The organism is Erythrobacter mangrovi (assembly GCF_013260645.1).
Lineage (GTDB): Bacteria > Pseudomonadota > Alphaproteobacteria > Sphingomonadales > Sphingomonadaceae > Qipengyuania > Qipengyuania mangrovi.
Genome location: NZ_CP053921.1, coordinates 673,539 through 697,036 on the forward strand (window position 1 = coordinate 673,539; position 23,498 = coordinate 697,036).

Consider the following 23,498-nt stretch of genomic DNA (forward strand, 5'->3'; position numbering starts at 1 on the left):
CCGATCAGCTCATGTGCTTCGAGACGGCGCCCGTCATCTTGAACATGGAGATCTGGTCCTTGCCGATCACCGCGCCGAGCTTGGCGTCGGGGTTGATCATGCGCTTGTCCTTCGAATCCTGAAGGCCGTTCGCCTTGATGTGATCCCACACCTTCGACGTCACCTGGGCGCGGGTCAGCGGACCCTTACCCACGACGGCTTCCAGTTCCGGCGAGAGATTCACCGGCTTCTGCAGGGCGTTGTTCTTGCCAGCCATGACTAATCCTTTCCTTGGCTATGCTTCAATCATCGTCGTCGAGACCCTCGTCCCATTCCTCGACCTCATGGCCTTCGAAACGGGCGGTGAGGACCGCGGCGGCGGTCACGTGTCCGTCCAGATTGCGGACGAGTTCCTCATGCGTTGCCCCCGGCATCAAGGTGAGCGGCAGGTCGAGCGCAAAAAGCTGAAAAACGTAGCGGTGCTCTTCGCCAAGCGGCGGGTCGGGCAGCAGCCATTCGGAGTTACCATAGGCATTCTTGCCGGTGCGCGGCGGAGTCTCGCCCTCGAGTAATTTGCCCTTCTGCGGGGCCAAGCCCCAGACCGTCCAGTGAACGTGGCCGGTTTCGGCGTCTTCGACCACCAGCACCAGTTCGTGCGCACCGGGAGGTGGCGCAGTCCATTCAAGCGGTGGGGCGACCGAGTCTTCCTCGCAGGCGGTGAAGCAGGGGTCGAGCTCGCCGCCGTGGCGAAAGGCATCGCTCGTCAAGGTCAGTCCGGAGCGGCCCATCACACGCTCGTCGGCCACCCGCGCCAGCGTCAATCCAGCCGGGATTGCTCCCCCGCCGACCGCCTGTTCGACCCACTGCGCAGCACCACTCACGACCTTTTCTCCTCTCTCAGCCACGCAATTGCGGGCCCGAGCGAGGTCGTTAAGGCACAGCGCGGAGTGGAAAACCATGCAGCCAAGGTGAATTTGCACCGTTTTCACCTCAATTCACCGAAAAAATACGGATAGGAAGGCTTGCCAAGGTGCGAGACTTGCTCATCGCGAGTTAATTGCGCATCCCGGCTCAGTATCAGTCGTTCGAGCCACCAGCACTCAGGGGGAGCCTGCAAGATGTCCATTGGTCGCGGTATCGTCAGCACAGTCCTGGCCTTTTCGCTCGCCGCGTGTGGCGGCGGTGGTGGTGGCGGAGCCAGCACGGGAGGCGGCACAGGCGGAGGCGGCACGACAGCGGATTGCTCGCTTGGCACGCGGCAGGATTGGGCGCTGGGCCAGATCAATGAATGGTACCTCTTCCCGGACCTGCTCGACACAACGGTGAACAAGGTAAGCTTCGGTTCTGTCCAGAGCTATATCGATGCGCTGGTTGCGCCGGCGCGCGCGCAGAACCGGGACCGCTTCTTCACCTACCTGACCTCGATCCAGGAAGAGAACGACCTCATCGCCAACGGATCGAACGCGGGTTTCGGCGTGCGCCTGAGCTATGACACGAGCGCGCGCCGGGTGTTCGTGGTCGAAGCCTTCGAAACGGCACCAGCATTTGCGCAAGGGATCGACCGCGGTTCCGAAATCCTCGCGATCAATGGGCAGACCGTTTCCAGCATCATGGCCGCCAATCCAGGCAACCCTGCGGGCGCAGTGTCCGATGCGCTGGGCCCGACGCAAGCGGGCGTGACCCGTTCGCTGACTATCCGCCAGCCCGACGGCTCGCAGTTCACGGTGGACGTAACCAAGGCCGACTATTCGCTCGATCCGATTTCCGACCGCTATGGTGCGTTGATCCTCGACAATGGCGGGACGAATGTCGGCTATATCAACCTGCGTACCTTCATCATCCAGGACGCTTCGAACCAGCTGCGCCAGGCATTTGACCAGTTCCGCCAGCAGGGTATCGAACAAATCATCCTCGACTTGCGCTATAACGGGGGAGGCCTCGTCTCGGTGGCCGAACTGCTTGGCGACCTGCTGGGCGCGGACAAGACCGGGCAGGTATTTAGCAAGACGATCTTCCGCAGTTCCAAGAGCGTCAACGACGACACGAAGCTTTTCGAAAGCCAGACCCAAGCCATCGCGGCGACCAAGCTTGCCATCATCGGCACGGAGAATACCGCGTCGGCAAGCGAGCTGGTGCCCAATTCCTTCATTCCCTATCTGGGCACCAACATCGCCCTGATCGGGACCGACACCTACGGCAAGCCGGTTGGCCAGATCGCCCGCGACCGTTCAGCCTGCGACGACCGCCTGCGGCTTGTCGCCTTCCGTACGGTGAATTCGGACGACGGCGGCGACTATTACGACGGTTTGGCCAGCGTGATGCCGCGCACCTGCAGCGCCAATGACGATTACCTGAAGCCACTCGGCGATCCACAGGAAGCGTCCATCGCGACCGCCCTCGATTTTCTCGCCGGGCGCAGCTGCACCGCGATCAGTTCAGTCGCGAAGAGCACCGCCGTCAGGGACGAGGGTCCAGGACGCGAGCTGATGCAGGCGACGCGACCTAGCGCCGCGCAGGTGAACACACCGGGACTTTTCTAAGTCCGCGACCTCAGGCCAGCGCGGCCGCCACGGTCATGGCTCCGAGGCCAAGCGAGAGTGGGACCCTCAGCGCCATCCACCAGCGTGGCGCCAGCGGACCCAGTTTCGCGTCCACCGCGGGACTCATCAGGATAGCCGCGCCAAGCATGACCAGCGACGGTTCGGGCCAGGTCTTGCCAAACACCCACGGCAGGTAGGCGCCCAGTGCGATCAGGCTGGGTACAACCGCCGCGATCCACAGCCAGCCCAGTGCCTGCCTCCGCTCCGCGGCGGGGGCGGCGGCAGCAATGCCCCACCACATGCCGCCAAGGAAGCTGAAGATCAGGGCGGCGTAGCCGAAGGCGATCGCCTGTGCTGCGTAGCGCAACTCGATTGGCCCGAGATAGAGGATCAGCACGCAAGCCAGTTGCGGCAACAGGCCCGCCAGCCCCAGGAGGCGCGGCGTCCCGGGAATGTCACGCATGGCGGGATTGCCGCCACAGGAAGATGGCAAAGCCGGTCGCGAAAAGCAGGTCTCCGGCCACAATGGCACCGAGTGCCGGATCGCCCCCCACGCGCCAATTCGGCAGGCCGATCATCAGCACGACCATTGCCTTGCCCACGATCCCAGGGATCAGGACCGGCGCGAACCGCACGGGATCGCGCGCGACGAGCCCGTAGACGATCCCGAAACAGGCGACGAGCACGGCCGAGACTGCGTCAGGCGACCCCCAAGGCGCGGCGAGAAACGCGCCAAGCCCGATCACGAGATTGTAGAGGCAAGCAAGCCAGAAGAACGCCTTCCATCCACCCGGGACCGCGCCGCTCATGGCGTCTCGTCCCCCTCGAAGGGACTGGCCGCGGTCCAGGCGCAACCTTCGCGTGTTTCGGTGCCAAGCCGCAGTGTCGCAGTGAACGGATAGCTGCGATCGCTCATCCCGTCCGAACAGGTCCCTGGCGTCACCATCAGGTCGAAACTAGTGCCGTCAAGCTTGCCACTGAAACTGACCCCGTTGAGCCCGGCAAACCGGTCGGCAGCAAAGCGTACTCCATCTGGCCTGTCGGGGGTGGAATATCGCACCATGCCGTCGGCCACCTCACCGCCCCAGAACGGCTCGGTCCCGGTGAACTGAACCGTCTCGCCGTCCTTGATACCGTCAAAAGCCTCGTTGGGGCCGGAAGAGGACGCTGGGTCCGCAGGCTGGCAACCCGTCAATGTTGCCCCCGCTACCAGCACCAGCAGAAATCGCATTACCCAGACTCACTTACCTACAATGAATTGTACCGTCTGTTCGCGTGCCTGGCGGCCTTCGGGGATCGCCAGCAGCATCCAGACATGGAACAGGTCTTCATACTCATGGTAGACATGCTCCGGCAGCCCCGCTTCGGCAAGACGCGCAACGAGCCGTCGCGCATCGACGACGAGGATGTCGCTACTTCCTGCAAAGATCGCCATGCGAGGCAACCCTTTGAGCTCACCGAACAGCGGGCTGACACGCGGGTCGTCGATCGGCAGCTCTCCACGATAGCGTTGGCCACAGGCCTCCAGCCCACTCACCGCCAGCATCCGATCGCGCGGTTCGATCGCTCTTTGCCCTTCGGCACGGGCGGTCGCATCGAGCCACGGCGAATACAGCACCAGCGAGCCCGGCAAGGCTCCGCCATCGGCCAGGACCATCTGTGCGACGGCCAATGCCATTCCCCCGCCAGCGCTATCGCCCATAATCGTTATGCCGCCTGCGCCGTATTGTTCGGCAAGCTCACCATAGAGCGCGCGCATTGCCGGCAGGGTGTCCGCAGCCTTGTGCTCGGGTGCGAGGGGGTAAAGCGGGATCGTCGCCGAAGCGCCCAGCCGCTCGCACAGGTCGGCCACCAGTGACCAGTGCTGCGGCGCGATCGGCATGACGTAGCCCCCACCGTGGAAATAGAGCAGATGCCGTGCGCCGGGTGCAGCCCCACCCTTAGGCGTCAGCGTGAAGACCGGGAAACCCCGGCTCGTATCCTCGGCAATGTCGAAGCGGGCATGCAGGTTCTTGCCCGGTCGCGCGGGCTTGCGCTGGCGCAGCTGCGCAATCCGCGCGTCGATCTTGTCCGGTTGCGCGAAGAAGCGTTTGATTCCCAACAGTGGCAGGGCGAAATTGGTGAGGCGCGCGGCTATGCTCGGCATTCGGGAACTCTCCAGGTTTCTGGATTGGTAACGCGTTGGCTTCTGCGTCAGCCGGGATTGGCCTCGAACGCCGGAAGATCGCCGGTTTCGACCCAGCATTGCTTGCTGCGCGTCCAGAAATGCATGCTTGGCGCAAACCCACTCGCGTCGTCGAGCGTACCGGCCTTGATGAAGACCATGCCCGGCGCGACTTCGACCTTCGAGAACAGCGGCGACCCGCATGCGCCGCAGAATATGCGATCGACGGCCTTCCCGCTTTCGCCATGGTCGCGGTAGATGATCGGCTCACCGCGTACTTCGAGCGCGGACTCGGGCAGGCTGAGGATGGTCGAAAAGGCGCTGCCCGACTGCTTCTGGCAATGGGTACAATGGCACACCATTGCACCCGCCGGCTCACCCTCGAAACTGTATCGGACCGCCCCGCACAGGCAGCCCCCTTCGGTCCTGCTCATCGCCGTTTCTCCCTCTCTTCGTCCAGCCTATACGAAGCGAGGAAGCTGTCCAGCGGCTTGCGTCAGCGCCCGAACAGTCGGGCCATGAGTCCCTTCTTGGGCGCTTCATCTTCCTGACCCGTCTCGACCACCCGGCGGCGCAGGTCGGCTCCGGTGAGTTCCTTCACCTCTTCGATCGCCCGGACCTGGATGAAGTCCGCGGCAATGATTGGCGCGGCAGGCTTCAATTCGGTCTCGCGTTCGCGTTCCACCGTGGGCGCGCCGATGCCGTGGATCATCACGATTTCCGGGCGCATGTCGACCATGCCCGAAACGATCGGGATCCCGCCCGGCAGTCCGTGGATCGCGCATTCGCTGGCGACCGCCTGATGGAACAGCAGCGCGCGCCACCAGCAGCCCAGCACATATTCGACATAGCGCAGCGGAGCCTTGTCGGGTGCATCGTCGCGGAAGAAGTGCCTTTGCTTGTGATGCAGCAGCGTCGTATTGAGACGGTCGAGGCCGTCGATGTCGAGATAGACCTCGATATCCTCGTCCCAGCCCGCCCAGGCGGGGCCGTCCTCGACCTGGGTCTGGGCAAGCAGGTCTGCGGCGCTAGCTTCGCTGAAGCGGAATGGCTCGTCGGTGTAGAGGCCCAGCAGCATATAGGGATGGTGCAACTGGCCCTTCTCGAAGGCCCGGTCCGCCTCGTTGGCGATCGCCAGCGTCATCGCAGTGATTGGTTCGCCTTCGTGGCCCTGGATCGCCTCGACCAGTTCGTCCCAGCCGGTGATGGTCACCTGGTCTGGAGTGATCGCGAGGCACATCTCGCCGAATTCGCTCTCCAATTCGGCTAGCGCGGGTTCGAGGCGGGCGTGTATCTCATCGAGCTCCCCTGCTTCGAACAGCGAACGCAGCTCGGATTCCCAATGAGTCTCACCCTCAGCGCTTGCGAAGAGTTCCTGCAATGCATGCATCGATAATCACTTCCTGGTCGGACCCAACCCCCACGGTCACGCAGGGTTGGTAGCAGCGATTCCTCACTGCGGCGTTAACCTAGGCCCTGAACCATTGCGTGCCGGTTCAAGGGCGGGGTTAAAGCGAAGTGAAGGCGCCGAACCTTTCGCGTCTTCGCAAAGGCAAGCACTAGTACCCGGTCAGCCTCTCGGCGGCCAGGAATGCGAGAGCAGTTTGACCGTCACCCGGCCGGTCGCAACCAGCGCCCCATCGGCATCGTGCATTGGCACTTCAGCGGTATAGCCAGCGCTCCCCTTGCGCTCCAGGTCGGCGAGCAGGCCGGAAATTTGCTCGTCCGAGAGTGTGTATTCACCCGTGACATCGCTCGCCGCCATGCGGTGGAAGTCGACCGCGATATCCTTGATGATCGGGAAATAGCGCGCGGTATCGAGAATGGATATCCCCGGCCCCGCAGCCACTGCCTCAGCCAGCACGCAGAAGGCGCCCAGATACATCACATCGACATGGTTGGCATTGCCTTCGAGCGGCATCAGCAGTTTCGAATGGCCACGCCCTTCCTCGATCCGGCGCATTCCGGTGCGTTCAACGAAAGGTACGCGATAGACTGGCTTCTCTGCGGACGCGCTCATGCTCTCTCCCTTCCTAGATTTACAGATCCATGAGTCCCTTGCGCGGCTCGGGCAGCCCATAGGTAACTTCGCTCAACGGCGCCCCAACCGCGAGCAGTGCGTCGCGCCTCTCGGCTTGCGAGGACCTGAGCAGGGCCGCTTCGTAGGACATGGGTTTGGCAAAGGCCGGATGCGCAAGGCAGCGCCCCACGAAACCCGCCACATGCGGCCAGCGCGCCGCATCGACCTGGTAGCCGGCGTAGCTCGCGTTGGGGAAGAACGTCGCCAGGGCAACGTCCGCCAGGCCCATCGCATCACCGAAGATATATCCCTCTGCCGGCACCTCGCCTTCGAGATACTCGAGGATCGCCGGGATCTTTTCATTCATCGCCGCATCGATCCGCGCCTGATCCCCGGGTTCGCCCCACACTGCCGGGTGGACGCGTTTCTGGAAGAACAAATCCCAGATGAACACATCGCCCATGCGACTGTCGGCGAATTCTTCCAGCCACCGCGCCCGCGCCCGCTCGGCCGGCGTACCGTCGGGCAACAGCATCGGACGATCGGGATAGGCTTCATCGAGCCAGGCGCAGATCACCGAGCTGTCGGACAAGGCTAGGTCGCCCTGCACCAGCACCGGGATGCGCCGCAGCGGCGAGAGACGCGAGAACTCGTCATTGCCGTAGAACGGCGTTATCGGATCGACTGTGTAGGCAAGTCCCTTGAGCTCGAGGCAGGCGAGCACCTTGCGCACATAGGGGCTGGCGAAACTGCCGATGATCAGGATCGGCTGATCGTTGTCGTTCATGGCTCTCCGATCACCACATTCTCACGCACCATGAAGGCGCGGCTGCGGGAAAAGTCGATGAAATTGCGTTCGTCCTCAAGCAGGATGTGCGCGTGCCGCAGGCCTTCCTGATCGCCGAGCAGCGCGGCGACCGCTTCCTCACTGTCGAACCACAGCTCGGCCACCCCATCGAAATCCTCGCCCCCGCCATGCGGCATGTCGCGCCCCGCCGCCGTCCCCGCACCGATGTCGCTTTCGAAAGTGTGGCACTGGACATAGCGGCGGATACCCAGCGCCGGTCCCGCTGCAGCGACCAGCGGTGCGTGCGTCTCGCGCCAATACCGCTGAAATTCTTCGCGGGTCAGCGTTGGCAGGCGGTGGAGACAATAGGTCAGCTTGATCACTCCGCGGGCTCCGCTTGCGTTAGTAGTTCCCCGCGCTGGGCCAGCAGGCGCTGCTGATGCGCGGGGCTCATCCAGGCAAAGCGTCCGGGTAGGCCAAGACGCTCGGCCGCTTGCCAGGCTGGCATCGCCGGCGATCCGACACGATCCGCCAGCCTGCCCGCCAGCCTGAGCGCCACCCGATCGCGCGTGGTCAGGTCGAACTCGCTTCCCAACTCCATCCGCTCCCGTACCCTGGCCGGCAACAGCGACACTGCGGCGCGCGCCAGCGCGCGATGAAGGAACTTGGGGATCGTCGGTGCTGCCCGGCCCGACTGGATGATATCGAGGAACTCGCGATTGATCGGGTGCGCCTCAAAACGCGGGAACAGGTGATCGAGCATGGCGAAGAAGTCGGCATCGCTGGTCAGCGGATGTTCGACTCCATAGAGCCGCGCGACCGCCTCCCCATCCTGGTAGTAGCGCGTACGGTCCTCGGCGGAGAGCGGCCGGACAAAGCGGTGATAGGCTTCGAGAAAGCCATAGCCTGCAGTTGCGCTGACCCAGTCCAGCAGCTCCGGATCGAGAGCGCGGTACGCCTCGCCCGTGGGCGTCTCACCCTCCACCTTGCGATGCATCCGGTTTGCCCCGCCGATCACGCGTCGCGCAGCAGAGGCCGGGCCGAACACCCCGACCATGGCGGCCATGCCGGTACGTTGCGAGCGGCCGATCGGGTCGACCTTGTAGATCGAATGGTCCCACACCCCCGAGCGGATGCGGGCATCGGCGAATTCGAGCAGCACCGCTGCGACCCCACCGATACCCAGCGCGATCGGGTTCTTGAACACACGCCACTGGATGGAACCGGGTGGCACCAGTCCCGGCTCGCCCTGCGGCGAGCGGAAATCGACCTGGTATGCGGGTGGCAGGTCTGGCGTCACGGCGCGTCGCTCCCTCTCTCAATCCGCATCATGCCACCGTTTCGCCATCCGGCAAGCAGAGGCTTTGCAAGGCGCTGGATTCTGATGCATCATCCGCACCGGGTCGGGGGCATGGGGGATGTCCGCATGGATACACGATTTGCTGCGCGCCATTCGGGGGACAGCCGGTTCTGGGCTGCCCTCTGGATTTATATCCTCCTCATCGTGCTGCTCGGCTTCCGCGAGCCGGTTACCGAGCGCTTCTTTGACGACTTCCAGGAACCCGCTTCGGTTGCCCTCCAGCTCCATGTCTGGAGCTTCGCGGCATGGCTGGTCCTGCTGGCGATGCAGGCAGGCCTGGCCGCTACCGGACGGATGGACTGGCACCGCAAGTTCGGCCTGGCGATGCTGCCGCTCGCCGCGCTGATGGTTCTGTCCGCAGGAGTAGCAGAGTTCGCCGCACAACAGCGCGAAGTGGCCAATGGCAATAGCGGCGCCTTTTCTGCCTTCACGATCTTCTATCTAGTACCCTTCGCAGTGCTGGTGCCCCTGGCATGGCGAGCCCGGACCAATCCGCCTGCGCACAAGCGGCTGATCCTGATGGCCACCGCCACGATCTGCGCGGGTGCGCATCTGCGCACCGTCTCGTCCTTTGATCCCACGCTATTCTGGGCGTCGGACAATTACTTCACCCACCTCTTCATCGGCTTCGGCGGTTCGATGCTGATCATCGCGATCGGCATGGCCTGGGACCTCTATTCGCGCGGCGCGTTGCACCCGGTCTATCGTGTCGGCGCGCCAATACTGTTTACGATCTACGCGGTCGCCGCATGGGTATACGGCACCGAAAGCTACGGAGAGGCAACGAAGGCCTTCCTCGGCGGGGGTTGACCACGGCCAATCCCGGTCCTTCGCAAACAGGAAATCCAGGTCCCGCACTTGGCATCGCAGCCAAACGGTTCCAAGGGGCCCGGACCCCCTGTGAGACGATGGAACCGATACGATGAGTGGCGACGACGAGGACTATGTCTACGACGAAGACAGCGGCGAATGGATGCCGGCGAGCGAGCTCGCCGCAAAGCAGGCCGCAGACGGACAGGTCGAAGTGCGCGACGCCGTCGGCAACCTGCTGGCCGACGGTGACGCCGTCACGCTGATCAAGGACCTCGAGGTCAAGGGCGCGGGCCAGACGCTGAAGCAGGGTACGCTGATCAAGTCGATCCGCCTCACCGGCGACCCGCAGGAGATCGACTGCAAGTACCCCGGCATCAAGGGTCTGGTGCTGCGTGCCGAGTTCGTGCGCAAGCGGTGACCCGGCCGCCTGACCGCGCGGTGACAATCCTCGTCGATGCCGACGCCTGCCCGGTGAAGGACGAGGTCTATCGCGTCGCCGAACGCTTCAAGGCCGAGGTCCGCGTGGTCAGCAACAGCCCCTTTCGCGTACCGCAAGACCCGCGCATCCGCCGCGTGGTGGTGAGCGACGGGTTCGACGCCGCCGACGACTGGATCGCCGAACACGCAAACCCGCGCAGCGTGGTGATCACCGCCGACATCCTGCTGGCCGAGCGGTGCCTTGCCGCCGGGGCCCAGGTCCTCGCCCACAATGGCAAGCCGTTCGATGCGGCGAGTATCGGCGGCGCGGTTGCCACCCGCGCGATCATGGCAGACCTGCGCGCGGGGATGGACGGCATCACCGGCGGCCCGCCGCCCTTCTCCAAGGCCGATCGGTCGCGTTTCCTCCAGGCGCTCGACCTCGTGCTGACCCGGTTGCAGCGCAGCTGACCCCGCCTGGCCCGAATTAACGCGCCATGCCGTGCGAAAGAGCGTAGACCCTGCTGCGGGGCATACCGTCCCGATTGGAACAAGCCATGGCCAAAGGCCAACGCAAGAAGAGCCGCGAAGCACGCAAGCCCAAGGCGGACAAGGGACCCAAGCTCAATGCCAGCCAACCCAGCCTGAAGCCCGGGAGCATCAAGGGGCTGGAGAACATGAGGAACAGCTGACGCAATCTCCCGGCGTGCCCGCGCGCGGCGCTTTCCTGCTCGCGCCGCGGCGCTGACCGCGCCTACCCGCTCTGCGGGTTCCAGGCCCAGCATTCCATTTCCACCCGCGCGCCCAGCGCCAGGCCATTGACGCCCAGCGCCGAACGTGTGGGATAGCTGCCCTTGGTGAAATGCTCGGCGTAGATCGCGTTGAAGGCGGGCCACTCGCTCATGTCGGCGAGGAACACGGTGCATTTGAACACATCGTCGAAGCCCAGCCCATGCGCAGCAAGCGTCGCGCCAATGCGCGCGAACATTGCCCGCGTCTCGGGCTCGATCCCGCCGGGCACCACCGCGAGCCCGCTCTCATCCGCGCCGATATCGCCCGACAGGTAAAGCACATCGCCCACCTGCACCGCGCTGGAGAAAGGATAGGGCAGCGTCGAGGGGGAGAAGACGGGCGGCGCGGGTTCCTCCGCCACGGCGGGGGCGGCCGTGATCAGCGCGGCGGAGAAAGCGGCGACACAGGCACGCGAGCGGACGGACATGGCGGTTCTCCCTGAAGGATCCGCACGAGTGGAGCCGCGATCCGCCCGCGATGCAAGCTTGCGCGCACATCCACCTACAGGATGGAACATGTGGAACAGGGTCCAGCGATAAAAACGCCGATTGCGTGACCCTGCGCCGCAAAAGCGTGACCCTGTAGCCTGCCGTGTCACCCAAGGGGCCCGAACCGTCACCCTGCGCAGGCGACCTGTCATCCAGAACGCGCGCAAAGCGTCACTATGCCGGCGGAGCGCCGTCACCCGTTTGGCCCCAAACTGTCGCCCCATTCGGCATAAGGCACCGGCTTCCGGGCGAGCAGCGGATGGACTGGCTTGCGGCCCCGCCGCGACGAGGCACGCCGCCGCTTCGCGAGCTCCATCGCCTGTTCCCAGAATTGTGCGAACTGCGGCGCCCGCGCGCGCAGGCGATAGGCGGCCTGCCGGCTCATCCCCACCTCCCGCGCCGCGCGCGCTACCTTGCCGTGCCCCGCCAGCAGCTTGAGGAAGGCCGCGGCCTTGGCGCCGGTCCAGCGGCTATTGTCGGGTTTGGTGCTCATCCGTGAGGATAGGGCACGAATGGGGGTTTGTAGGAAAGGTCAGCCTTCCAGCAGCACGATGTCCCAACTGTATCGGTGGTCGCCAAGCGCACTCGCGATCGCCGTCGGGGCGTCGGCGCCCAGCGTCTTGTAGAGCGTGTCGCGCGCATTCGCTTCGGCATCTTCTGGGAAATACATCTGCAGCATGGCGCGTGTGCTGCTGCCCAGCGCATCCATATGGATATGCGGGGGGCGGTTTCCGATCGGGCTGTCGTAGCTGCCCGGCTTGATGGTGGTTAGCTTCCAGCTGCCGTCACCACCGGTCGAGATCCGCGCAAAGCCCTGAAAGCCCGGGTCGAGCGGCATGACGGCCGGGTCCTGCGGGTGGTCATAGCGACCGTGCGTGTTCGCCTGCCAGATATCGAGTTGCGCCCCGCGAATGGGGTTGCCCAGCTTGTCGAGCACACGCCCGACCACCTCGATCACCTGCCCCTCGGCCCGCCGTGCTGCCCCTGCAACATGTGTGAGGTCGGCATCGGTCTCGCCGCGATAGCCGGCGGGGTAGAACGGCCCCATGCCCGACGTCGCGGTAACCGCCTGCGCCAGCACGCGCGGCCCGGCTGCCGCGACGCCGATCGCACCCGCAGCGAATGCGCGGCGCGAGATGATGTAATGATGATGGGACACGAACGCCCTCCCCCCATGGAGTCTTGGCGGCCCTGTGGGGAGGCTAACGGTCTTGGAGGTGGGAGTCTATCGGAGTCGAAACCCCTGCCGAGGTGCGCGAAATTGTGCGCAAGCTGGTGGCTAGGGTCGAAGCCTGACCCGACACTGCTTAGCGCTGCAAGTGAGCGGGTTCGTGGAGCGGCTTCCGGCAGAGTAGCGCAGCGTTTCCTGCAACAGGAAAGGGGGATGGTGCCGAAGGGTGGGATCGAACCACCGACGCGCAAATCTTCAATCTGCCGCTCTACCACTGAGCTACTTCGGCACAATGCGCGGCGGCGACCGCTTGGCAGCGATCCGCGCGCAGGCTTGGACTGAGAAACATCGGTTGGTTGCAGCGGCCGGACTTGAACCGGCGACCTCGGCTTTATGAGAGCCGTGCTCTTACCACTGAGCTACGCTGCACCGATGGGCAGCATGCGCGAACGACTACCCTCGCCGTGGGGCGAGAGGCATTCGCGCGGTGGTAAAGAGCTCGTGTCGAATCATGGGGCAGCCCGTTTAGGTGGGTCGTTCCTCGTTGGCAAGACACTAATGATTACATTCGCTTACCGAGGCACGGGTCGTGTCCGTGGCGAACTATATCACCTTGTCGGGGCGTGGATCGTGGCCGTGGCGCTCGCTTTTTCCGAAGTGCCGTTCGAGCCGCTGGGCGAGGGTGGCGGCGGCCAGCCGGGCGGCGTCATCGACGGTAGCGGCGTGTTCGGTCACGCCGATCGCGCGGCCGCCGCGGGGGCGGGCCTCGATGGTGCAGGCCTTGTCGTCCGCCCCGCCCTTGCGCGCATTGTCGTCGCGAACGTGGACTTCGAGCCGGGTCAGCCGATCCTCGAACCGCGCCAGCTTGTCACGCACCTTGGCCTCGATGCGGGCGGCGACGTTTTCCGTGCCCATGACGCTGCTGTCGGAATTGAACTGGACCTGCATGGCGGGTGCTCCTCTAGGTTGCGGTTCTCTCACCTACCGAGATGGGGAGGATTGGGCGGGATACTAGTCCGTTTCGGAGCGGTTCAACGGGGTATGAAACAGTATTTTTCTGATACTTCAGTGACACCTATGGATCATGCTGGGCTGGATTGAGCTAGTCAGGTAAATCTCGTCTCCCCGCAAATGTTACGAAGCCTTCTCGTTCTCGCCAATACGTTGTGTCGCGAGCCAATCCTTGATCGTGCGAAAGACGATTGCCGGATCCTGCAGTTCGGGGAAATGTCCTGCGGCAGGTAGAGACCGGACCTCCATCCCAGGGGCCATGTTGGTAGTCGACGCCCGTGTCTCTGGAGTATGCGATCCGTCCAATTCGCCCCAGATCGCCAAGCATGGCTGGGCTGGCTGGGCGAGTTCGATATCAGCGTTATGATAGGCTTGGAACGCACTCGCCAATGACCATAGTGCACCATGCCCCATCGAAGTGCGCGAGCATGAGCAGAACCGCTCGTGATCGGAGGCTCGGCCGAGCGCCAATTCGAACCATTTGGGCATGCGGTCGCCAGCGAGTTTTCGCATCATATACTGGCCGAGGATTGGCTTTCGGAGTATCCCTTTGGGGTCACGCGACTTCTTCCAAACATCAAGCCCGCCAGGATCGGCAGCCTGGATCAGGATGAGCGCGCATACCAACTCGGGATACCGGGTTGCGATATCAACGGCTGCCAGCCCTGCGACACATGAAAATGCGTAGATGGCCCCTTCCCCTGCGACTTGCCGCAGAAATCTGGCCACTTCGTCATTGGTTTCGCGAAAGCCAAACCGATAGGCGGACTTGCCCGGCGAAAACCCCTGCCCCGGCAGTTCGAAGATCACCAGGCGAAAATCCTTGGAGGCAAGCTCTATCATCGCGTCATAGTGTTCAAGCGTAACGGGCGGATCGGCGGTAAAGACAAGCGTCGGTGCGCCCGAAGGTCCTGCAATCTCCCGATAGCGAAACAGCACTCGATCCGTTTCGAAGAAGCTGATGTCGCTACGTGACGATGCAGGCCACCCGTTCCTGAATCGGTCGATGTGTTTCGCGTTGAAGCCTGCATCGAGGCGCAAGGCGAGGTTTTGCAGAATGCTGCCCACGAGGATTCTCCTGTCGTTGACATCCGTTTTATCGCGGGAAGAACGGTCATCTATTGCGTATTCGCAATTTTAACTGCTATTTTTGCAAGATGAGCGATCCTGATTGGGAAGCATTACGCACGCTGGGGATCGTTGCCGATACCGGATCGATGTCGCGTGCAGCCGAGAAACTGGGTTGCGCCGTAAGCACGATAACGCGCCGGATTGACGGGTTGGAGCAGGCGCTTGGCCTGACCCTACTCCATCGCGCACGCGGCGGCGTAGTCCCCACTGAGGCGGGAGCCGCGATACTCGCGTCGGTGAAAGATGCGTCGCAATTCTTGAACCAGGTTCCGCGGCTGGCAAAACACTACCATCGGTTCGAGAACCGTCGGCCCGTGCGCATCTCCGCAACGGAGACGGTGATCAATGAGATATTGATGCCACATATCGTGGGGTTGCGATCAAGCTGCCCCGATGCCCTGTTTGAGTTCGAGTCCAGTTTTGAGCTTTCCAGTCTCGAATTCGGTGAAACTGACCTGGCAATCCGGCTGGCGCGTCCTGTTCAGTCCAATCTGATCATGCGCAAGCTGCCCAGCATCGGCATGTCCGTATTCATCAACACCACACAACTGGCGGATCGCGACCCAGCAGATGTCAGGTTGCAGGATGAAAACATAGTCTGGTTCGACCAGGGGTTTGGCAACATTGCCGAGAACCGCCTGGTCGAGGAGCTGGGTATCCATGACAGAATCACACTACGCTCTTCCAGCGTGCGCGCGCTGGCAATTGCATGCAGCCATGGTCAGGGTTTGGCTTTGCTCCCGAATTTCCTGGGCAAAGGAATCGGGCTAATTCCACTTGCGCAATATCCCATTGCCCCGCGCGACGTCTGGCTTGTCTATCACCCCGAAACCCGCAACGACCCCGCTATGCGCAAGGTAAGGCGATGGGTTGTTCAGAGTTTTCGGGCGACACTCGCATAGCTCTCGAGGTTAGGCCCGCCACGCCGCCACGGCGCACAACAGGGCCACCGCAACCAGCGGCAGCCATAGAACCGTGGCGAAGGGCAATCCAGACGTGACCTGCCCGTGATACACAACCAGCAGTCCTGTCGCGCCAATGATCGTGGCGGATGCCCCTCCGACAACGCGGGCGTGTACGCGGGGCAGGCGCATCGCAGCGAACAGCGCGAGAGCGATGACGGCGAAGGTCAGGGCGAACGAGTTGGCCCCGAAGACGAAGGTAGTGTCGCTTACCTGCCCGCCACTGACGGTGAGCACCAACGCCATGGCCCCCACCACCAGCCCGGCCAGCAGGAACGGCAGGCGGCCACGCAGGCCCCCTGCCGCATCTGGTCCAGTCGGGCTCGCGCGCTTAGTTCCCGCCATTCGGCGTCAACCGCGCGACCACCTTGATCTCGACCTTCGCTGTCGGCTCGAAAAGCCGCCTGACCCCGATCGCGGTCCAGGCCGGGAATGGCGCTTTGACATAACGATGCTTGGCTTCGCCCAGCGCGGGAAGCGAGGCGTCGATATCGACGTGGAAAGTCGTGATATCCAGCACATCGGCCCAGCTCGACCCGGCGCGCTCCAATATCTGGCCGATCCGGGCGAATACCCGGTCGTAGTAATCGACCGGGTCCATCCCTTCCGGCGGGTTCCCCGCGACCACCCCCGAGAGGTAGACGGTGTCGCCGTGGATCACCGCATCGGAATATCCGAACTGTTCCTGGAACGCGCGCGCCTGCGGGTCGTCGGGCATCACCGTCTGCTTGGATGGCGTTTCGGTCCCCACAGCCTCATGGGCCAGCGCGGGCGAGGCGGCCATCAGGGTTGCGACAAGTGCCAGGCTAGTCTTGCGATACATAGAGATCCCCTCCTTCGCGGTATTTCTCGCTCATCTTCTCCATGCCTTCTTCCGCCCCGTCAACCGGTGCCGTTGCCGCCAAGTAACTGTCGGAGTTCTGTTTTGCGGCGAAATCGCGCACTTCCTGGGTGATCTTCATCGAGCAGAACTTGGGCCCGCACATGCTGCAGAAATGCGCGGTCTTGGCGCCTTCGGCGGGGAGCGTCTGGTCGTGGTACTGCTCGGCCGTGTCGGGATCGAGGCTGAGGTTGAACTGGTCGCGCCAGCGGAATTCGAAGCGCGCCTTGCTCAGCGCGTCGTCGCGCACCTTGGCCGCCGGGTGGCCCTTGGCCAGATCGGCCGCGTGGGCGGCGAGCTTGTAGGTCACCACGCCCACCTTCACGTCGTCGCGGTCGGGCAGGCCGAGGTGTTCCTTGGGCGTGACGTAGCAAAGCATGGCGGTGCCGAACCACCCGATCATCGCCGCTCCGATACCGCTGGTGATGTGGTCGTAACCCGGCGCGATATCGGTGACGAGCGGGCCGAGCGTGTAGAAGGGCGCCTCGCCGCAAGCCTCGAGCTGCTTGTCCATGTTTTCCTTGATCTTGTGCATCGGCACGTGGCCGGGGCCTTCGATCATCACCTGCACGTCCTGCGCCCAGGCGCGCTTGGTCAACTCGCCCAGCGTGTAGAGTTCGGCGAACTGCGCCTCGTCATTGGCGTCGGCGATGCTGCCGGGGCGCAAGCCGTCGCCCAGCGAATAGGCGATGTCATAGGCCTTCATGATCTCGGTGATCTCGTCGAAGCGTTCGTAGAGGAACGATTCCTTGTGATGCGCGAGGCACCATTTCGCCATGATGCTGCCGCCGCGGCTCACGATGCCGGTGACGCGCTTGGCGGTCATCGGGACATAGGGCAGGCGCACGCCGGCGTGGATGGTGAAATAGTCGACGCCCTGTTCGGCCTGTTCGATCAGCGTGTCGCGGAAGATTTCCCAGGTCAGGTCCTCGGCAACGCCGCCGACCTTTTCCAGTGCCTGGTAGATCGGCACGGTGCCGATCGGGACGGGGCTGTTGCGGATGATCCATTCGCGGGTGTCATGGATATTGCGGCCGGTCGATAGGTCCATGACGGTGTCCGCGCCCCAGCGGATCGACCAGACCATCTTGTCGACCTCGTTGGCGACGTCCGATGCCACCGCGGAATTGCCGATATTGGCGTTGATCTTGACCAGGAAGTTGCGCCCGATCGCCATCGGTTCGGCTTCGGGGTGGTTGACGTTGGAGGGGATGATCGCGCGGCCCCGCGCCACCTCCTCACGCACGAATTCGGGGGTGACATATTCGGGGATGCTGGCGCCCCAGCTATTGCCGTCGAGCTCGCGGCGGATCTGCTCGCGGCCGAGGTTCTCGCGCTCGGCGACATATTCCATCTCGGGCGTGATGATGCCGCGCCGGGCATAGTGCATCTGGCTGAGGTTCATGCCCGGCTTGGCGCGCAGCACGGTCCGCTTCACATTGGGGAAGGCGGGAACGCCGCCCGACCGGTCGGGACCGAGTTGGCCGTTGTCTTCGGGCTTGACCCCGCGTGCGGCATATTCCTCGACATCGCCGCGGGCGAGCTGCCATTCGCGGCGCAGCTGGGGCAGGCCCTTGCGGATATCGATCTGCGCGTCCGGGTCGGTGTAGGGGCCGCTGGTGTCATAGACCCGCACGCTGGGCTCGCCCGTCAGGTCGATCTCGCGCATGGCAACGCCGAGCGGGCCGACGTGGATCTTGCGGCTGCCGCGGATCGGCCCGGTGGTGACGCCGATGTCGAAGGTGCTGTTGATGTCGGCCATGCGTTCTCTCTCCTTGAGCGGAAGGAGAGCGGACCTGTCGCATGTGCCGCTCCACTCCCTCCGCCGATGCTAGTCGGTTCAGGTTCGACGGGTCGGGCAGCGTGACCTGCCCCTCTCAGCCACAGACTGGCTCCCCGGGGATGGCGCGTTTTAGGTGGGTTTGTCCCCCGCGTCCAGCACCGGGGATGGGGGAGGTGCGGACGCGGGGGACGGGGGGCTCGGTTAGAGGTTCAATTCGGTCAGGCCGGCGTGGTCGGCCGGGCGCTTGCCCAGCGGCCAGTGGAACAGGCGCTGGTCGGGATCGATCGCCATGTCGTTGATGCTGGCGATACGCCGCGCCATCAGCCCGTCGGTGTCGAACTCCCAGTTCTCGTTGCCGTAGCTGCGATACCACTGGCCGTTATCGTCGTGCCATTCATAGGCGAAGCGCGCCGCGATGCGGTTGCCGCTATGGGCCCAGAGTTCCTTGATCAGCCGGTATTCGTGCTCGCGGTTCCACTTGTCGGTCAGGAAATCCTCGATCGCGCTGCGCCCCTGCAGGAAGCGGTCGCGGTTCCGCCACCGGCTATCGGGCGTGTAGGCGAGCGCGACCCGCGCCGGATCGCGGCTGTTCCAGCCGTCTTCGGCGGCCTGCACCTTCTCGGCGGCAGAGGCTTCGGTGAAGGGCGGCAGGGGTGGGCGTTGGGTCATGGTCGGGCCTCAGGCAAAGGGGGTGGCGAATTCCAGCCGGATCCCCCCCGGCATCAGGCAGATGAGATGGCTGGTCGCCGATCCCGGGCGCATCGGCCCGGGCGCGAACTCGATCACCGTCCCGGGATGCGCCGCGATCCGCTCGTGGACCCGGTCGAGCGCATCGTGGTCCGCCACGCCCAGCGCGAGATGGTGCAGGCCGACATTCTTGCGACGATCGAAGGCGACCGCGCTGGCCGGATCCTCGACCTGCCACAGCGTCAACAGCGTGCTGCCGTCGCTGACGAAGACCGAAGGATAGTCCTGAACGCCGCCAACCTCCTTGTAACCGAGCGCGCTGCAGAAGAAGTCCACCGCCGCCGCGAGGTCGGGCACGGCCAGGCCAACGTGATGGGCACCGGTAGTGAGGGCTTCGCTCATCGCTCAGTTTCCTTTGGCAGAAGCGCGCAGGATCTCGATCTCGGCGCGCAGTTGGGCGTTTTCTTCGGTGAGGGGCGCGATCGCCGCGGCGATCTGGGCTTCGGTGAAGCGCGGGGTGATGTGCTGGGGGCAGTTCCACTCGAACCCGATCACGTCGATCAGATAGGCCCGTTCGGGCACGGCCTTGTAGGATGCCACTGCCAGCGAGGCGACCAGCGCAGGATCATCCGCCTGCGGCACGACCCGCGCCTTGCCGAGGATCTTGAGGCGGCGGCGGTTGGGATAGTCCATCAGGAACAGCGAGACGCGCGGCTCGGACTGCAGGTTCGCCGTGCTGATGTGTTGGCGATTGCCGCGATAGTCGGCAAAGCCCAGCCGGTTGTCGGGCAGAACGCGCAGGAAGCCCTGCGGACCGCCGCGATGCTGCATATAGGGCCACCCTTCGGAGGTGACGCTGGCCATGTAGAAGCTTTCGCGCGCACCGATGAAAGCGGCCTCGCTCGCGGTGATCTGGTCGGGCGTGCCGTCGGCTCCCGCCTCCATCCGTGCATAGGTGGCACGCGAACCATCCGCCTCCTGCAGCGCGCGGGCCGCATCGGTAAACAGGGTGTGGATGTAGTTCTGGGCCAAGGAATGGTCGCTCCACCACGTGCTCGATGGTGTTCATTTAGAACCTTGCCGGCATTGCGATAATACGCTCTCTTACGACAACATAATTCCGATAAATGGAATAATAGATGGACCGACTGCGAACCATGGAACTGTTCGTTGCCGTGGCAGACCGCGGCAGCTTCACCGCGGCAGCCCGGGCCAAGCGCGCATCGCCGCAAGCCGTGACCCGGGCGGTGGCGGAACTGGAGGCGCGGCTGGGCGTCATGCTGTTCCACCGGTCGACCCGCGCAGTCTCGCTGACGACCGAGGGTGCCGGTTTCCTCGAACAGGCCCGCCGCATCCTCGCCGACATCACCGATGCCGAGCGCCAGCTTGCCGGAACGCAGGTCGAACCGAGCGGGCAGCTTCATATCACTGCCCCAGTCATGTTCGGCCAGATACATGTCGCGCCGGTCGTGGCCGAGCTGATCGACCGCTATCCACTGCTCGACGTTCGCTTGCTGCTGTTCGATCGCAACGTGCGGCTGGTGGACGAGGGTATCGACGTCGCCGTCCGCATCGGCCAGCTAGCGGACTCCTCGCTACTGGCGGTCCGGATCGGCGCAGTGCGGCCGGTGGTCGTCGCCAGTCCGGGTTACCTCGCCCGGTTTGGCGTTCCAACCAGCCCCGCCGACCTGGCGCAGCATCGCCTGATCTTCTCGTCCGGACCGCGATCCGCCGGGGAATGGCGATTCGACGGGCGTCTCGCACCGGCGCCGCGGCAAAGCCTGACGGTGAACACCATCGCATCGGCGATCGTCGCGGCGGAAGGCAGCGTGGGCCTGGCCAATTTCCTGCACTACCAGGTCGAAGATGCGATCCAGGCCGGGCGACTGATCGAAGTCCTCAAGCCCACGGAGCCTGAAATCATGCCCATCAACCTGCTATTCGCCAGCGGCCGCAGCAACTCACCGGCGACCCGTGCATTCGTCGATGCAATGAAGGAACGCTCGCACCATTGCAGCTGGGGTCGTTGAAACTTCCCGATACCCCAACGACGATCCGTCCTGTCGGATTTTTGGAGTTCCGCTGAAGTGCGGATAAAGGTCCTTCGTGGCAGCCGAACCGGAAAACACTGTTCCCTATCTGCCTGTGCCCATTTCAATAATGGAGTCCAGAAGGCGCGCCAGGGTCGCCAGTTCTTCATGGACGAGCGCGCTCTCAAGCGCGTGATTTACCTCACTGAATGCGGAGGTTGCTCGCAACAGCGCAGCCTGACCTGCTAAAGTAACGGACAATTCCCATCGTCGCACATCATGAAGTGAACGCCGACGCTCCACATGACCAAGAGCCAAGAGGCGTTGCACCATCGCGGTCATCGCGGATTCATTGTGTTGGAGGATTCTGGCCACCTCGCGCTGCGACACTGGTCCATTCTGCCTGATGATCATGAGCACGGCTGCCTGCGCAGTCGTGAGCTCCCCATCGGTCGACAGCGCCTCATCGGCACGCTTCTTCAGCGCCTGCGCGGCCCGTTGCAACCTGAAGTATATGCGGTGCGCCGCCGCGGAGCTGCTCTCAGCCATATCCCTTGCCCTCACCCCAAAGGCCTAATATACTTCACTAGTAAAGTATTATCAATGGAGTACTGATTCGTGGGCGCAATTGATGTCTGGGCGCAGATCACGACCAAACGCATGGCAGAACAACCATGGCTGGCACCGCTGTTGCGATGGACAGAGCAACGTAGCGATGACCTGCTTCCAACGGTTTCATCCACATTGGCGGCAATGGATGCAGCAAATGTGGACGTCTCGATTATCTCGGCCTGGCATGGCCCCACCGGGTCCCTGATCAGCAACGATGAGGTTGCCGAACAGATCGATGCCGCACCAGACCGGCTTCGCGGCTTGGCTTCAGTGGACCTGAGTAGGCCGATGGACGCTGTTCGCGAGATACGCAGGTGGGTCGATGGCAAACGCTTCGTCGGCGTACGGGTAGTGCCATGGCTGTGGGGACTGACGCCCGACGATCGACGCTATTACCCAATCTATGCCGCCTGCATCGATGCCAACGTGCCATTCTGCACCCAAATCGGCCACACTGGCCCACTGCTCACTTCCGAGACTGGTCGTCCCCTACCCTATCTTGAACGCGTGATGTTGGATTTCCCTGAGCTGGTTGTGGTCGGCGGCCATGTCGGCTTTCCATGGATCGACGAACTGCTGACGATGACGATCAAGTTCCCGAATTTTCATGTCGATACATCGGCCTATGCGATCCACCGCCTACCGAATGCCTTCGTCGACTATATGACAGGCCCCGGGAAGAGTCGCGTAATGTTCGGTACCAATTGGCCGATGTTGTCGCCGCAGCGCTGCCTTGAAAAGCTCGATCAGCTTAACCTGGACGATGACTTGCGCGAGGCATTCTTGTCCGGAAACGCGAAGCGCGTTTTCAATTTGCAATAGGGGCCGCTAAGGGTTCTACTGCCGGAAGTCTCACACAGGTTGCATGCTTGAAGGGCCTCCCATGTACATACTCTATGGGGCGCTCGCTTCGCCCTATTCGATGAAGATGCGCGCGCTCATGCGCTATCGCCGCATTGCCTACGAATGGGTCAGTGGCCCCGCCACGCGCGAAGCCTTGGGCAAGGTCAAGGCGCCGGTGATCCCCGTGCTGCGCTTTCCCGAAGGGCGCCACGCCAATGATTCCACCCCGCTGATCCACGAACTCGAACGCGCGCACGCCGACCGCAGCGTAATCCCGTCGGATCCGGCGATGAATTTCCTCGCCCATTTGCTCGAGGATTTCGCCGATGAATGGGTGACCAAGGCGATGTTCGGCTATCGCTGGCTGGAGGACGTCGACCAGATCCAGATGAGCCGCTGGCTCGCCTTCGACAATCTGCATGGCGGTGGCCTCGAAACCTCGCAGGCTGCGGCCGAGGCGTTCCGCGCGCGGCAGGTCGGACGGATGGCGCTGGTCGGCTGCACGCGCGAGAACTTTCCCCTGATCGAAGCCTCGACCCGCGCCCTGCTCGACATCCTCGAGGCGCATGTGGTGGACGGTTTCTTCCTGTTCGGCACGCGCCCCAGCCTCGCCGAATTCGGCCTGTTCGGGCAACTCTCGCAGCTTGCCACCGATCCCACTCCGCAGGCGATGATGCGCGCGGATTATCCCTATACCTATCGCTGGCTAAGCCACCTCGACGACCTGTCCGGTCTCGCCGGGACCTGGGCGGAAGAGCCTTCGGTAGCCGCGATCGCGCTCGCCGGGCTGGCGGGCGAAATTTACGCGCCGTTCCTGACCGCCAATGCCGCGGCGCTGGAAGCGGATGAAGACAGTTTTACCATTCGCGCGCTCGGCCACGACTATTCGCAAGGCACCTTCAAGTACCAGGCGAAATGTCTCGGCGAACTGCGCCGCCGCTACGCCGCGCTCGGCCCGGAAGACCGCGCGCGGGTCGATGGCTGGGTCGGGGAAGGCTGGACCGGCCTGCTGGCCGAACCCGCCTAGC

33 protein-coding genes, 2 tRNA genes and 1 riboswitch are annotated in these 23,498 nt (G+C 63.6%); of the genes, 9 read left to right on the forward strand and 26 right to left on the reverse strand.

All coding sequences use genetic code 11. The annotated features are described in order from the left end of the window. Positions 1-4 precede the first annotated feature (4 nt). Complete coding sequence (locus HQR01_RS03470; protein ID WP_173212599.1) at positions 5-256, reverse strand: SWIB/MDM2 domain-containing protein; 252 nt, start codon at positions 254-256, stop codon at positions 5-7. A gap of 25 nt (positions 257-281) precedes the next feature. Further along, positions 282-938 (reverse strand): YbhB/YbcL family Raf kinase inhibitor-like protein, encoded by a 657-nt coding sequence (locus HQR01_RS03475; RefSeq protein WP_173212601.1) that lies wholly within the window; start codon positions 936-938, stop codon positions 282-284. A 159-nt stretch (positions 939-1,097) separates the two neighbouring features. Between HQR01_RS03475 and HQR01_RS03480 the strand changes: the two genes are divergently transcribed. Beyond that, a complete protein-coding gene (locus HQR01_RS03480) occupies positions 1,098-2,519 on the forward strand; it encodes a S41 family peptidase (protein ID WP_173212603.1) in 1,422 nt (473 codons plus the stop codon). A 10-nt stretch (positions 2,520-2,529) separates the two neighbouring features. Here HQR01_RS03480 and HQR01_RS03485 read toward each other — a convergent pair whose 3' ends face one another. The 10 genes from HQR01_RS03485 to HQR01_RS03530 form a co-directional block, all read right to left on the reverse strand. Further along, positions 2,530-2,982, reverse strand: a complete 453-nt coding sequence (locus HQR01_RS03485) for a DUF3429 domain-containing protein (RefSeq protein ID WP_173212604.1) — start codon at positions 2,980-2,982, stop codon at positions 2,530-2,532. Beyond that, positions 2,975-3,328, reverse strand: a complete 354-nt coding sequence (locus HQR01_RS03490) for a hypothetical protein (RefSeq protein WP_173212606.1) — start codon at positions 3,326-3,328, stop codon at positions 2,975-2,977. The genes HQR01_RS03485 and HQR01_RS03490 overlap by 8 nt, the downstream gene beginning before the upstream one ends. Next, positions 3,325-3,750, reverse strand: a complete 426-nt coding sequence (locus HQR01_RS03495; protein ID WP_173212608.1) for a COG3650 family protein — start codon at positions 3,748-3,750, stop codon at positions 3,325-3,327. Before HQR01_RS03495 ends, HQR01_RS03490 begins: the two co-directional genes overlap by 4 nt. Positions 3,751-3,759: 9 nt before the next feature. After that, entirely contained in the window at positions 3,760-4,665 is a 906-nt protein-coding gene (locus HQR01_RS03500) for an alpha/beta hydrolase (protein WP_173212610.1), read from the reverse strand. A 47-nt stretch (positions 4,666-4,712) separates the two neighbouring features. Continuing rightward, the gene (locus HQR01_RS03505) at positions 4,713-5,117 is read right to left on the reverse strand and encodes a GFA family protein (protein ID WP_173212612.1); all 405 of its coding nucleotides are present in this window, start codon (positions 5,115-5,117) and stop codon (positions 4,713-4,715) included. A 62-nt stretch (positions 5,118-5,179) separates the two neighbouring features. After that, positions 5,180-6,073, reverse strand: a complete 894-nt coding sequence (locus HQR01_RS03510; RefSeq protein ID WP_173212614.1) for a hypothetical protein — start codon at positions 6,071-6,073, stop codon at positions 5,180-5,182. A 180-nt stretch (positions 6,074-6,253) separates the two neighbouring features. Beyond that, a complete protein-coding gene (locus HQR01_RS03515) occupies positions 6,254-6,703 on the reverse strand; it encodes a PaaI family thioesterase (protein ID WP_173212616.1) in 450 nt (149 codons plus the stop codon). A 19-nt stretch (positions 6,704-6,722) separates the two neighbouring features. After that, positions 6,723-7,490: a glutathione S-transferase family protein gene (locus HQR01_RS03520; protein WP_173212617.1), complete on the reverse strand. Its 768-nt coding sequence runs from the start codon at positions 7,488-7,490 to the stop codon at positions 6,723-6,725. Beyond that, a complete protein-coding gene (locus tag HQR01_RS03525) occupies positions 7,487-7,873 on the reverse strand; it encodes an EthD domain-containing protein (RefSeq protein ID WP_173212619.1) in 387 nt (128 codons plus the stop codon). The genes HQR01_RS03520 and HQR01_RS03525 overlap by 4 nt, the downstream gene beginning before the upstream one ends. Beyond that, positions 7,870-8,790, reverse strand: a complete 921-nt coding sequence (locus HQR01_RS03530) for an oxygenase MpaB family protein (RefSeq protein ID WP_173212621.1) — start codon at positions 8,788-8,790, stop codon at positions 7,870-7,872. Before HQR01_RS03530 ends, HQR01_RS03525 begins: the two co-directional genes overlap by 4 nt. Positions 8,791-8,916: 126 nt before the next feature. Here HQR01_RS03530 and HQR01_RS03535 point away from each other — a divergent pair, with 126 nt between their 5' ends. The 4 genes from HQR01_RS03535 (at position 8,917) to HQR01_RS15315 (ending at position 10,772) form a co-directional block, all read left to right on the forward strand. Then, positions 8,917-9,660 (forward strand): hypothetical protein, encoded by a 744-nt coding sequence (locus tag HQR01_RS03535; RefSeq protein WP_173212623.1) that lies wholly within the window; start codon positions 8,917-8,919, stop codon positions 9,658-9,660. Positions 9,661-9,772: 112 nt separating this feature from the next. Beyond that, on the forward strand, positions 9,773-10,081 hold the full coding sequence (locus HQR01_RS03540; protein ID WP_173212625.1) for an alkylphosphonate utilization protein: 309 nt from the start codon (positions 9,773-9,775) through the stop codon (positions 10,079-10,081). A gap of 20 nt (positions 10,082-10,101) precedes the next feature. Then, positions 10,102-10,551: a YaiI/YqxD family protein gene (locus HQR01_RS03545; RefSeq protein WP_173212626.1), complete on the forward strand. Its 450-nt coding sequence runs from the start codon at positions 10,102-10,104 to the stop codon at positions 10,549-10,551. An 86-nt stretch (positions 10,552-10,637) separates the two neighbouring features. Continuing rightward, the gene (locus tag HQR01_RS15315) at positions 10,638-10,772 is read left to right on the forward strand and encodes a hypothetical protein (RefSeq protein ID WP_267905499.1); all 135 of its coding nucleotides are present in this window, start codon (positions 10,638-10,640) and stop codon (positions 10,770-10,772) included. Positions 10,773-10,834: 62 nt separating this feature from the next. On the opposite strand, the gene HQR01_RS03550 is transcribed toward HQR01_RS15315, so the two are convergent. The 7 genes from HQR01_RS03550 to HQR01_RS03580 all read right to left on the reverse strand — a co-directional run bounded on the left by HQR01_RS03550 (position 10,835) and on the right by HQR01_RS03580 (position 14,610). Next, positions 10,835-11,299, reverse strand: a complete 465-nt coding sequence (locus HQR01_RS03550) for a RidA family protein (protein ID WP_173212628.1) — start codon at positions 11,297-11,299, stop codon at positions 10,835-10,837. Between the two features lie 254 nt (positions 11,300-11,553). After that, positions 11,554-11,853 carry a helix-turn-helix domain-containing protein gene (locus HQR01_RS03555; RefSeq protein ID WP_173212630.1) on the reverse strand — a complete coding sequence of 100 codons (300 nt, stop codon included), beginning with the start codon at positions 11,851-11,853 and terminating at the stop codon, positions 11,554-11,556. Positions 11,854-11,892: 39 nt separating this feature from the next. Next, positions 11,893-12,519: a dioxygenase family protein gene (locus HQR01_RS03560; RefSeq protein ID WP_173212632.1), complete on the reverse strand. Its 627-nt coding sequence runs from the start codon at positions 12,517-12,519 to the stop codon at positions 11,893-11,895. Between the two features lie 226 nt (positions 12,520-12,745). Then, positions 12,746-12,820, reverse strand: a tRNA-Phe gene (locus HQR01_RS03565). 64 nt (positions 12,821-12,884) lie between these two features. Beyond that, a tRNA-Met gene (locus HQR01_RS03570) sits at positions 12,885-12,960 on the reverse strand. A gap of 174 nt (positions 12,961-13,134) precedes the next feature. Next, positions 13,135-13,479 carry an HPF/RaiA family ribosome-associated protein gene (locus HQR01_RS03575; protein ID WP_173212633.1) on the reverse strand — a complete coding sequence of 115 codons (345 nt, stop codon included), beginning with the start codon at positions 13,477-13,479 and terminating at the stop codon, positions 13,135-13,137. A 186-nt stretch (positions 13,480-13,665) separates the two neighbouring features. Continuing rightward, complete coding sequence (locus HQR01_RS03580; protein WP_173212635.1) at positions 13,666-14,610, reverse strand: alpha/beta fold hydrolase; 945 nt, start codon at positions 14,608-14,610, stop codon at positions 13,666-13,668. A gap of 89 nt (positions 14,611-14,699) precedes the next feature. Between HQR01_RS03580 and HQR01_RS03585 the strand changes: the two genes are divergently transcribed. Beyond that, positions 14,700-15,575 carry a LysR family transcriptional regulator gene (locus HQR01_RS03585; protein WP_173212637.1) on the forward strand — a complete coding sequence of 292 codons (876 nt, stop codon included), beginning with the start codon at positions 14,700-14,702 and terminating at the stop codon, positions 15,573-15,575. 9 nt (positions 15,576-15,584) lie between these two features. Here HQR01_RS03585 and HQR01_RS03590 read toward each other — a convergent pair whose 3' ends face one another. The 6 genes from HQR01_RS03590 to HQR01_RS03615 all read right to left on the reverse strand — a co-directional run bounded on the left by HQR01_RS03590 (position 15,585) and on the right by HQR01_RS03615 (position 20,017). Further along, on the reverse strand, positions 15,585-15,980 hold the full coding sequence (locus tag HQR01_RS03590; protein ID WP_173212639.1) for a hypothetical protein: 396 nt from the start codon (positions 15,978-15,980) through the stop codon (positions 15,585-15,587). Further along, positions 15,967-16,458, reverse strand: a complete 492-nt coding sequence (locus tag HQR01_RS03595) for a RidA family protein (protein WP_173212641.1) — start codon at positions 16,456-16,458, stop codon at positions 15,967-15,969. Before HQR01_RS03595 ends, HQR01_RS03590 begins: the two co-directional genes overlap by 14 nt. Continuing rightward, a complete protein-coding gene (thiC, locus tag HQR01_RS03600) occupies positions 16,442-18,277 on the reverse strand; it encodes a phosphomethylpyrimidine synthase ThiC (protein WP_173212643.1) in 1,836 nt (611 codons plus the stop codon). The genes HQR01_RS03595 and thiC overlap by 17 nt, the downstream gene beginning before the upstream one ends. Positions 18,278-18,314: 37 nt before the next feature. After that, positions 18,315-18,424: riboswitch (TPP riboswitch) on the reverse strand. 75 nt (positions 18,425-18,499) lie between these two features. Continuing rightward, positions 18,500-18,967: a nuclear transport factor 2 family protein gene (locus HQR01_RS03605; protein WP_173212645.1), complete on the reverse strand. Its 468-nt coding sequence runs from the start codon at positions 18,965-18,967 to the stop codon at positions 18,500-18,502. 9 nt (positions 18,968-18,976) lie between these two features. Then, positions 18,977-19,387, reverse strand: coding sequence for a VOC family protein (locus HQR01_RS03610; RefSeq protein ID WP_173212647.1), 411 nt, complete (start codon positions 19,385-19,387; stop codon positions 18,977-18,979). 3 nt (positions 19,388-19,390) lie between these two features. Continuing rightward, positions 19,391-20,017 carry a pyridoxamine 5'-phosphate oxidase family protein gene (locus HQR01_RS03615; RefSeq protein WP_173212649.1) on the reverse strand — a complete coding sequence of 209 codons (627 nt, stop codon included), beginning with the start codon at positions 20,015-20,017 and terminating at the stop codon, positions 19,391-19,393. Between the two features lie 107 nt (positions 20,018-20,124). On the opposite strand from HQR01_RS03615, the gene HQR01_RS03620 reads away from it, so the two are divergent. Next, a complete protein-coding gene (locus tag HQR01_RS03620; protein ID WP_173212651.1) occupies positions 20,125-21,015 on the forward strand; it encodes a LysR family transcriptional regulator in 891 nt (296 codons plus the stop codon). 105 nt (positions 21,016-21,120) lie between these two features. Here HQR01_RS03620 and HQR01_RS03625 read toward each other — a convergent pair whose 3' ends face one another. Next, positions 21,121-21,564 carry a MarR family winged helix-turn-helix transcriptional regulator gene (locus HQR01_RS03625; RefSeq protein WP_173212653.1) on the reverse strand — a complete coding sequence of 148 codons (444 nt, stop codon included), beginning with the start codon at positions 21,562-21,564 and terminating at the stop codon, positions 21,121-21,123. Between the two features lie 69 nt (positions 21,565-21,633). Here HQR01_RS03625 and HQR01_RS03630 point away from each other — a divergent pair, with 69 nt between their 5' ends. Beyond that, entirely contained in the window at positions 21,634-22,449 is an 816-nt protein-coding gene (locus HQR01_RS03630) for an amidohydrolase family protein (RefSeq protein WP_199800354.1), read from the forward strand. Positions 22,450-22,510: 61 nt separating this feature from the next. Next, positions 22,511-23,497 carry a glutathione S-transferase gene (locus tag HQR01_RS03635; protein WP_173212655.1) on the forward strand — a complete coding sequence of 329 codons (987 nt, stop codon included), beginning with the start codon at positions 22,511-22,513 and terminating at the stop codon, positions 23,495-23,497. The last annotated feature ends 1 nt before the right edge of the window (position 23,498 follow it).

Bases quoted from the DNA above. Each gene is read 5' to 3' on its own strand.
- HQR01_RS03470 (WP_173212599.1), bottom strand. From the start codon at position 256: ATGGCTGGCAAGAACAACGCCCTGCAGAAGCCGGTGAATCTCTCGCCG.
- HQR01_RS03475 (WP_173212601.1), bottom strand. From the start codon at position 938: ATGGTTTTCCACTCCGCGCTGTGCCTTAACGACCTCGCTCGGGCCCGC.
- HQR01_RS03480 (WP_173212603.1), top strand. From the start codon at position 1,098: ATGTCCATTGGTCGCGGTATCGTCAGCACAGTCCTGGCCTTTTCGCTC.
- HQR01_RS03485 (WP_173212604.1), bottom strand. From the start codon at position 2,982: ATGCGTGACATTCCCGGGACGCCGCGCCTCCTGGGGCTGGCGGGCCTG.
- HQR01_RS03490 (WP_173212606.1), bottom strand. From the start codon at position 3,328: ATGAGCGGCGCGGTCCCGGGTGGATGGAAGGCGTTCTTCTGGCTTGCT.
- HQR01_RS03495 (WP_173212608.1), bottom strand. From the start codon at position 3,750: ATGCGATTTCTGCTGGTGCTGGTAGCGGGGGCAACATTGACGGGTTGC.
- HQR01_RS03500 (WP_173212610.1), bottom strand. From the start codon at position 4,665: ATGCCGAGCATAGCCGCGCGCCTCACCAATTTCGCCCTGCCACTGTTG.
- HQR01_RS03505 (WP_173212612.1), bottom strand. From the start codon at position 5,117: ATGAGCAGGACCGAAGGGGGCTGCCTGTGCGGGGCGGTCCGATACAGT.
- HQR01_RS03510 (WP_173212614.1), bottom strand. From the start codon at position 6,073: ATGCATGCATTGCAGGAACTCTTCGCAAGCGCTGAGGGTGAGACTCAT.
- HQR01_RS03515 (WP_173212616.1), bottom strand. From the start codon at position 6,703: ATGAGCGCGTCCGCAGAGAAGCCAGTCTATCGCGTACCTTTCGTTGAA.
- HQR01_RS03520 (WP_173212617.1), bottom strand. From the start codon at position 7,490: ATGAACGACAACGATCAGCCGATCCTGATCATCGGCAGTTTCGCCAGC.
- HQR01_RS03535 (WP_173212623.1), top strand. From the start codon at position 8,917: ATGGATACACGATTTGCTGCGCGCCATTCGGGGGACAGCCGGTTCTGG.
- HQR01_RS03540 (WP_173212625.1), top strand. From the start codon at position 9,773: ATGAGTGGCGACGACGAGGACTATGTCTACGACGAAGACAGCGGCGAA.
- HQR01_RS15315 (WP_267905499.1), top strand. From the start codon at position 10,638: ATGGCCAAAGGCCAACGCAAGAAGAGCCGCGAAGCACGCAAGCCCAAG.
- HQR01_RS03550 (WP_173212628.1), bottom strand. From the start codon at position 11,299: ATGTCCGTCCGCTCGCGTGCCTGTGTCGCCGCTTTCTCCGCCGCGCTG.
- HQR01_RS03555 (WP_173212630.1), bottom strand. From the start codon at position 11,853: ATGAGCACCAAACCCGACAATAGCCGCTGGACCGGCGCCAAGGCCGCG.
- HQR01_RS03575 (WP_173212633.1), bottom strand. From the start codon at position 13,479: ATGCAGGTCCAGTTCAATTCCGACAGCAGCGTCATGGGCACGGAAAAC.
- HQR01_RS03585 (WP_173212637.1), top strand. From the start codon at position 14,700: ATGAGCGATCCTGATTGGGAAGCATTACGCACGCTGGGGATCGTTGCC.
- HQR01_RS03590 (WP_173212639.1), bottom strand. From the start codon at position 15,980: ATGGCGGGAACTAAGCGCGCGAGCCCGACTGGACCAGATGCGGCAGGG.
- HQR01_RS03595 (WP_173212641.1), bottom strand. From the start codon at position 16,458: ATGTATCGCAAGACTAGCCTGGCACTTGTCGCAACCCTGATGGCCGCC.
- thiC (WP_173212643.1), bottom strand. From the start codon at position 18,277: ATGGCCGACATCAACAGCACCTTCGACATCGGCGTCACCACCGGGCCG.
- HQR01_RS03605 (WP_173212645.1), bottom strand. From the start codon at position 18,967: ATGACCCAACGCCCACCCCTGCCGCCCTTCACCGAAGCCTCTGCCGCC.
- HQR01_RS03610 (WP_173212647.1), bottom strand. From the start codon at position 19,387: ATGAGCGAAGCCCTCACTACCGGTGCCCATCACGTTGGCCTGGCCGTG.
- HQR01_RS03620 (WP_173212651.1), top strand. From the start codon at position 20,125: ATGGACCGACTGCGAACCATGGAACTGTTCGTTGCCGTGGCAGACCGC.
- HQR01_RS03625 (WP_173212653.1), bottom strand. From the start codon at position 21,564: ATGGCTGAGAGCAGCTCCGCGGCGGCGCACCGCATATACTTCAGGTTG.
- HQR01_RS03635 (WP_173212655.1), top strand. From the start codon at position 22,511: ATGTACATACTCTATGGGGCGCTCGCTTCGCCCTATTCGATGAAGATG.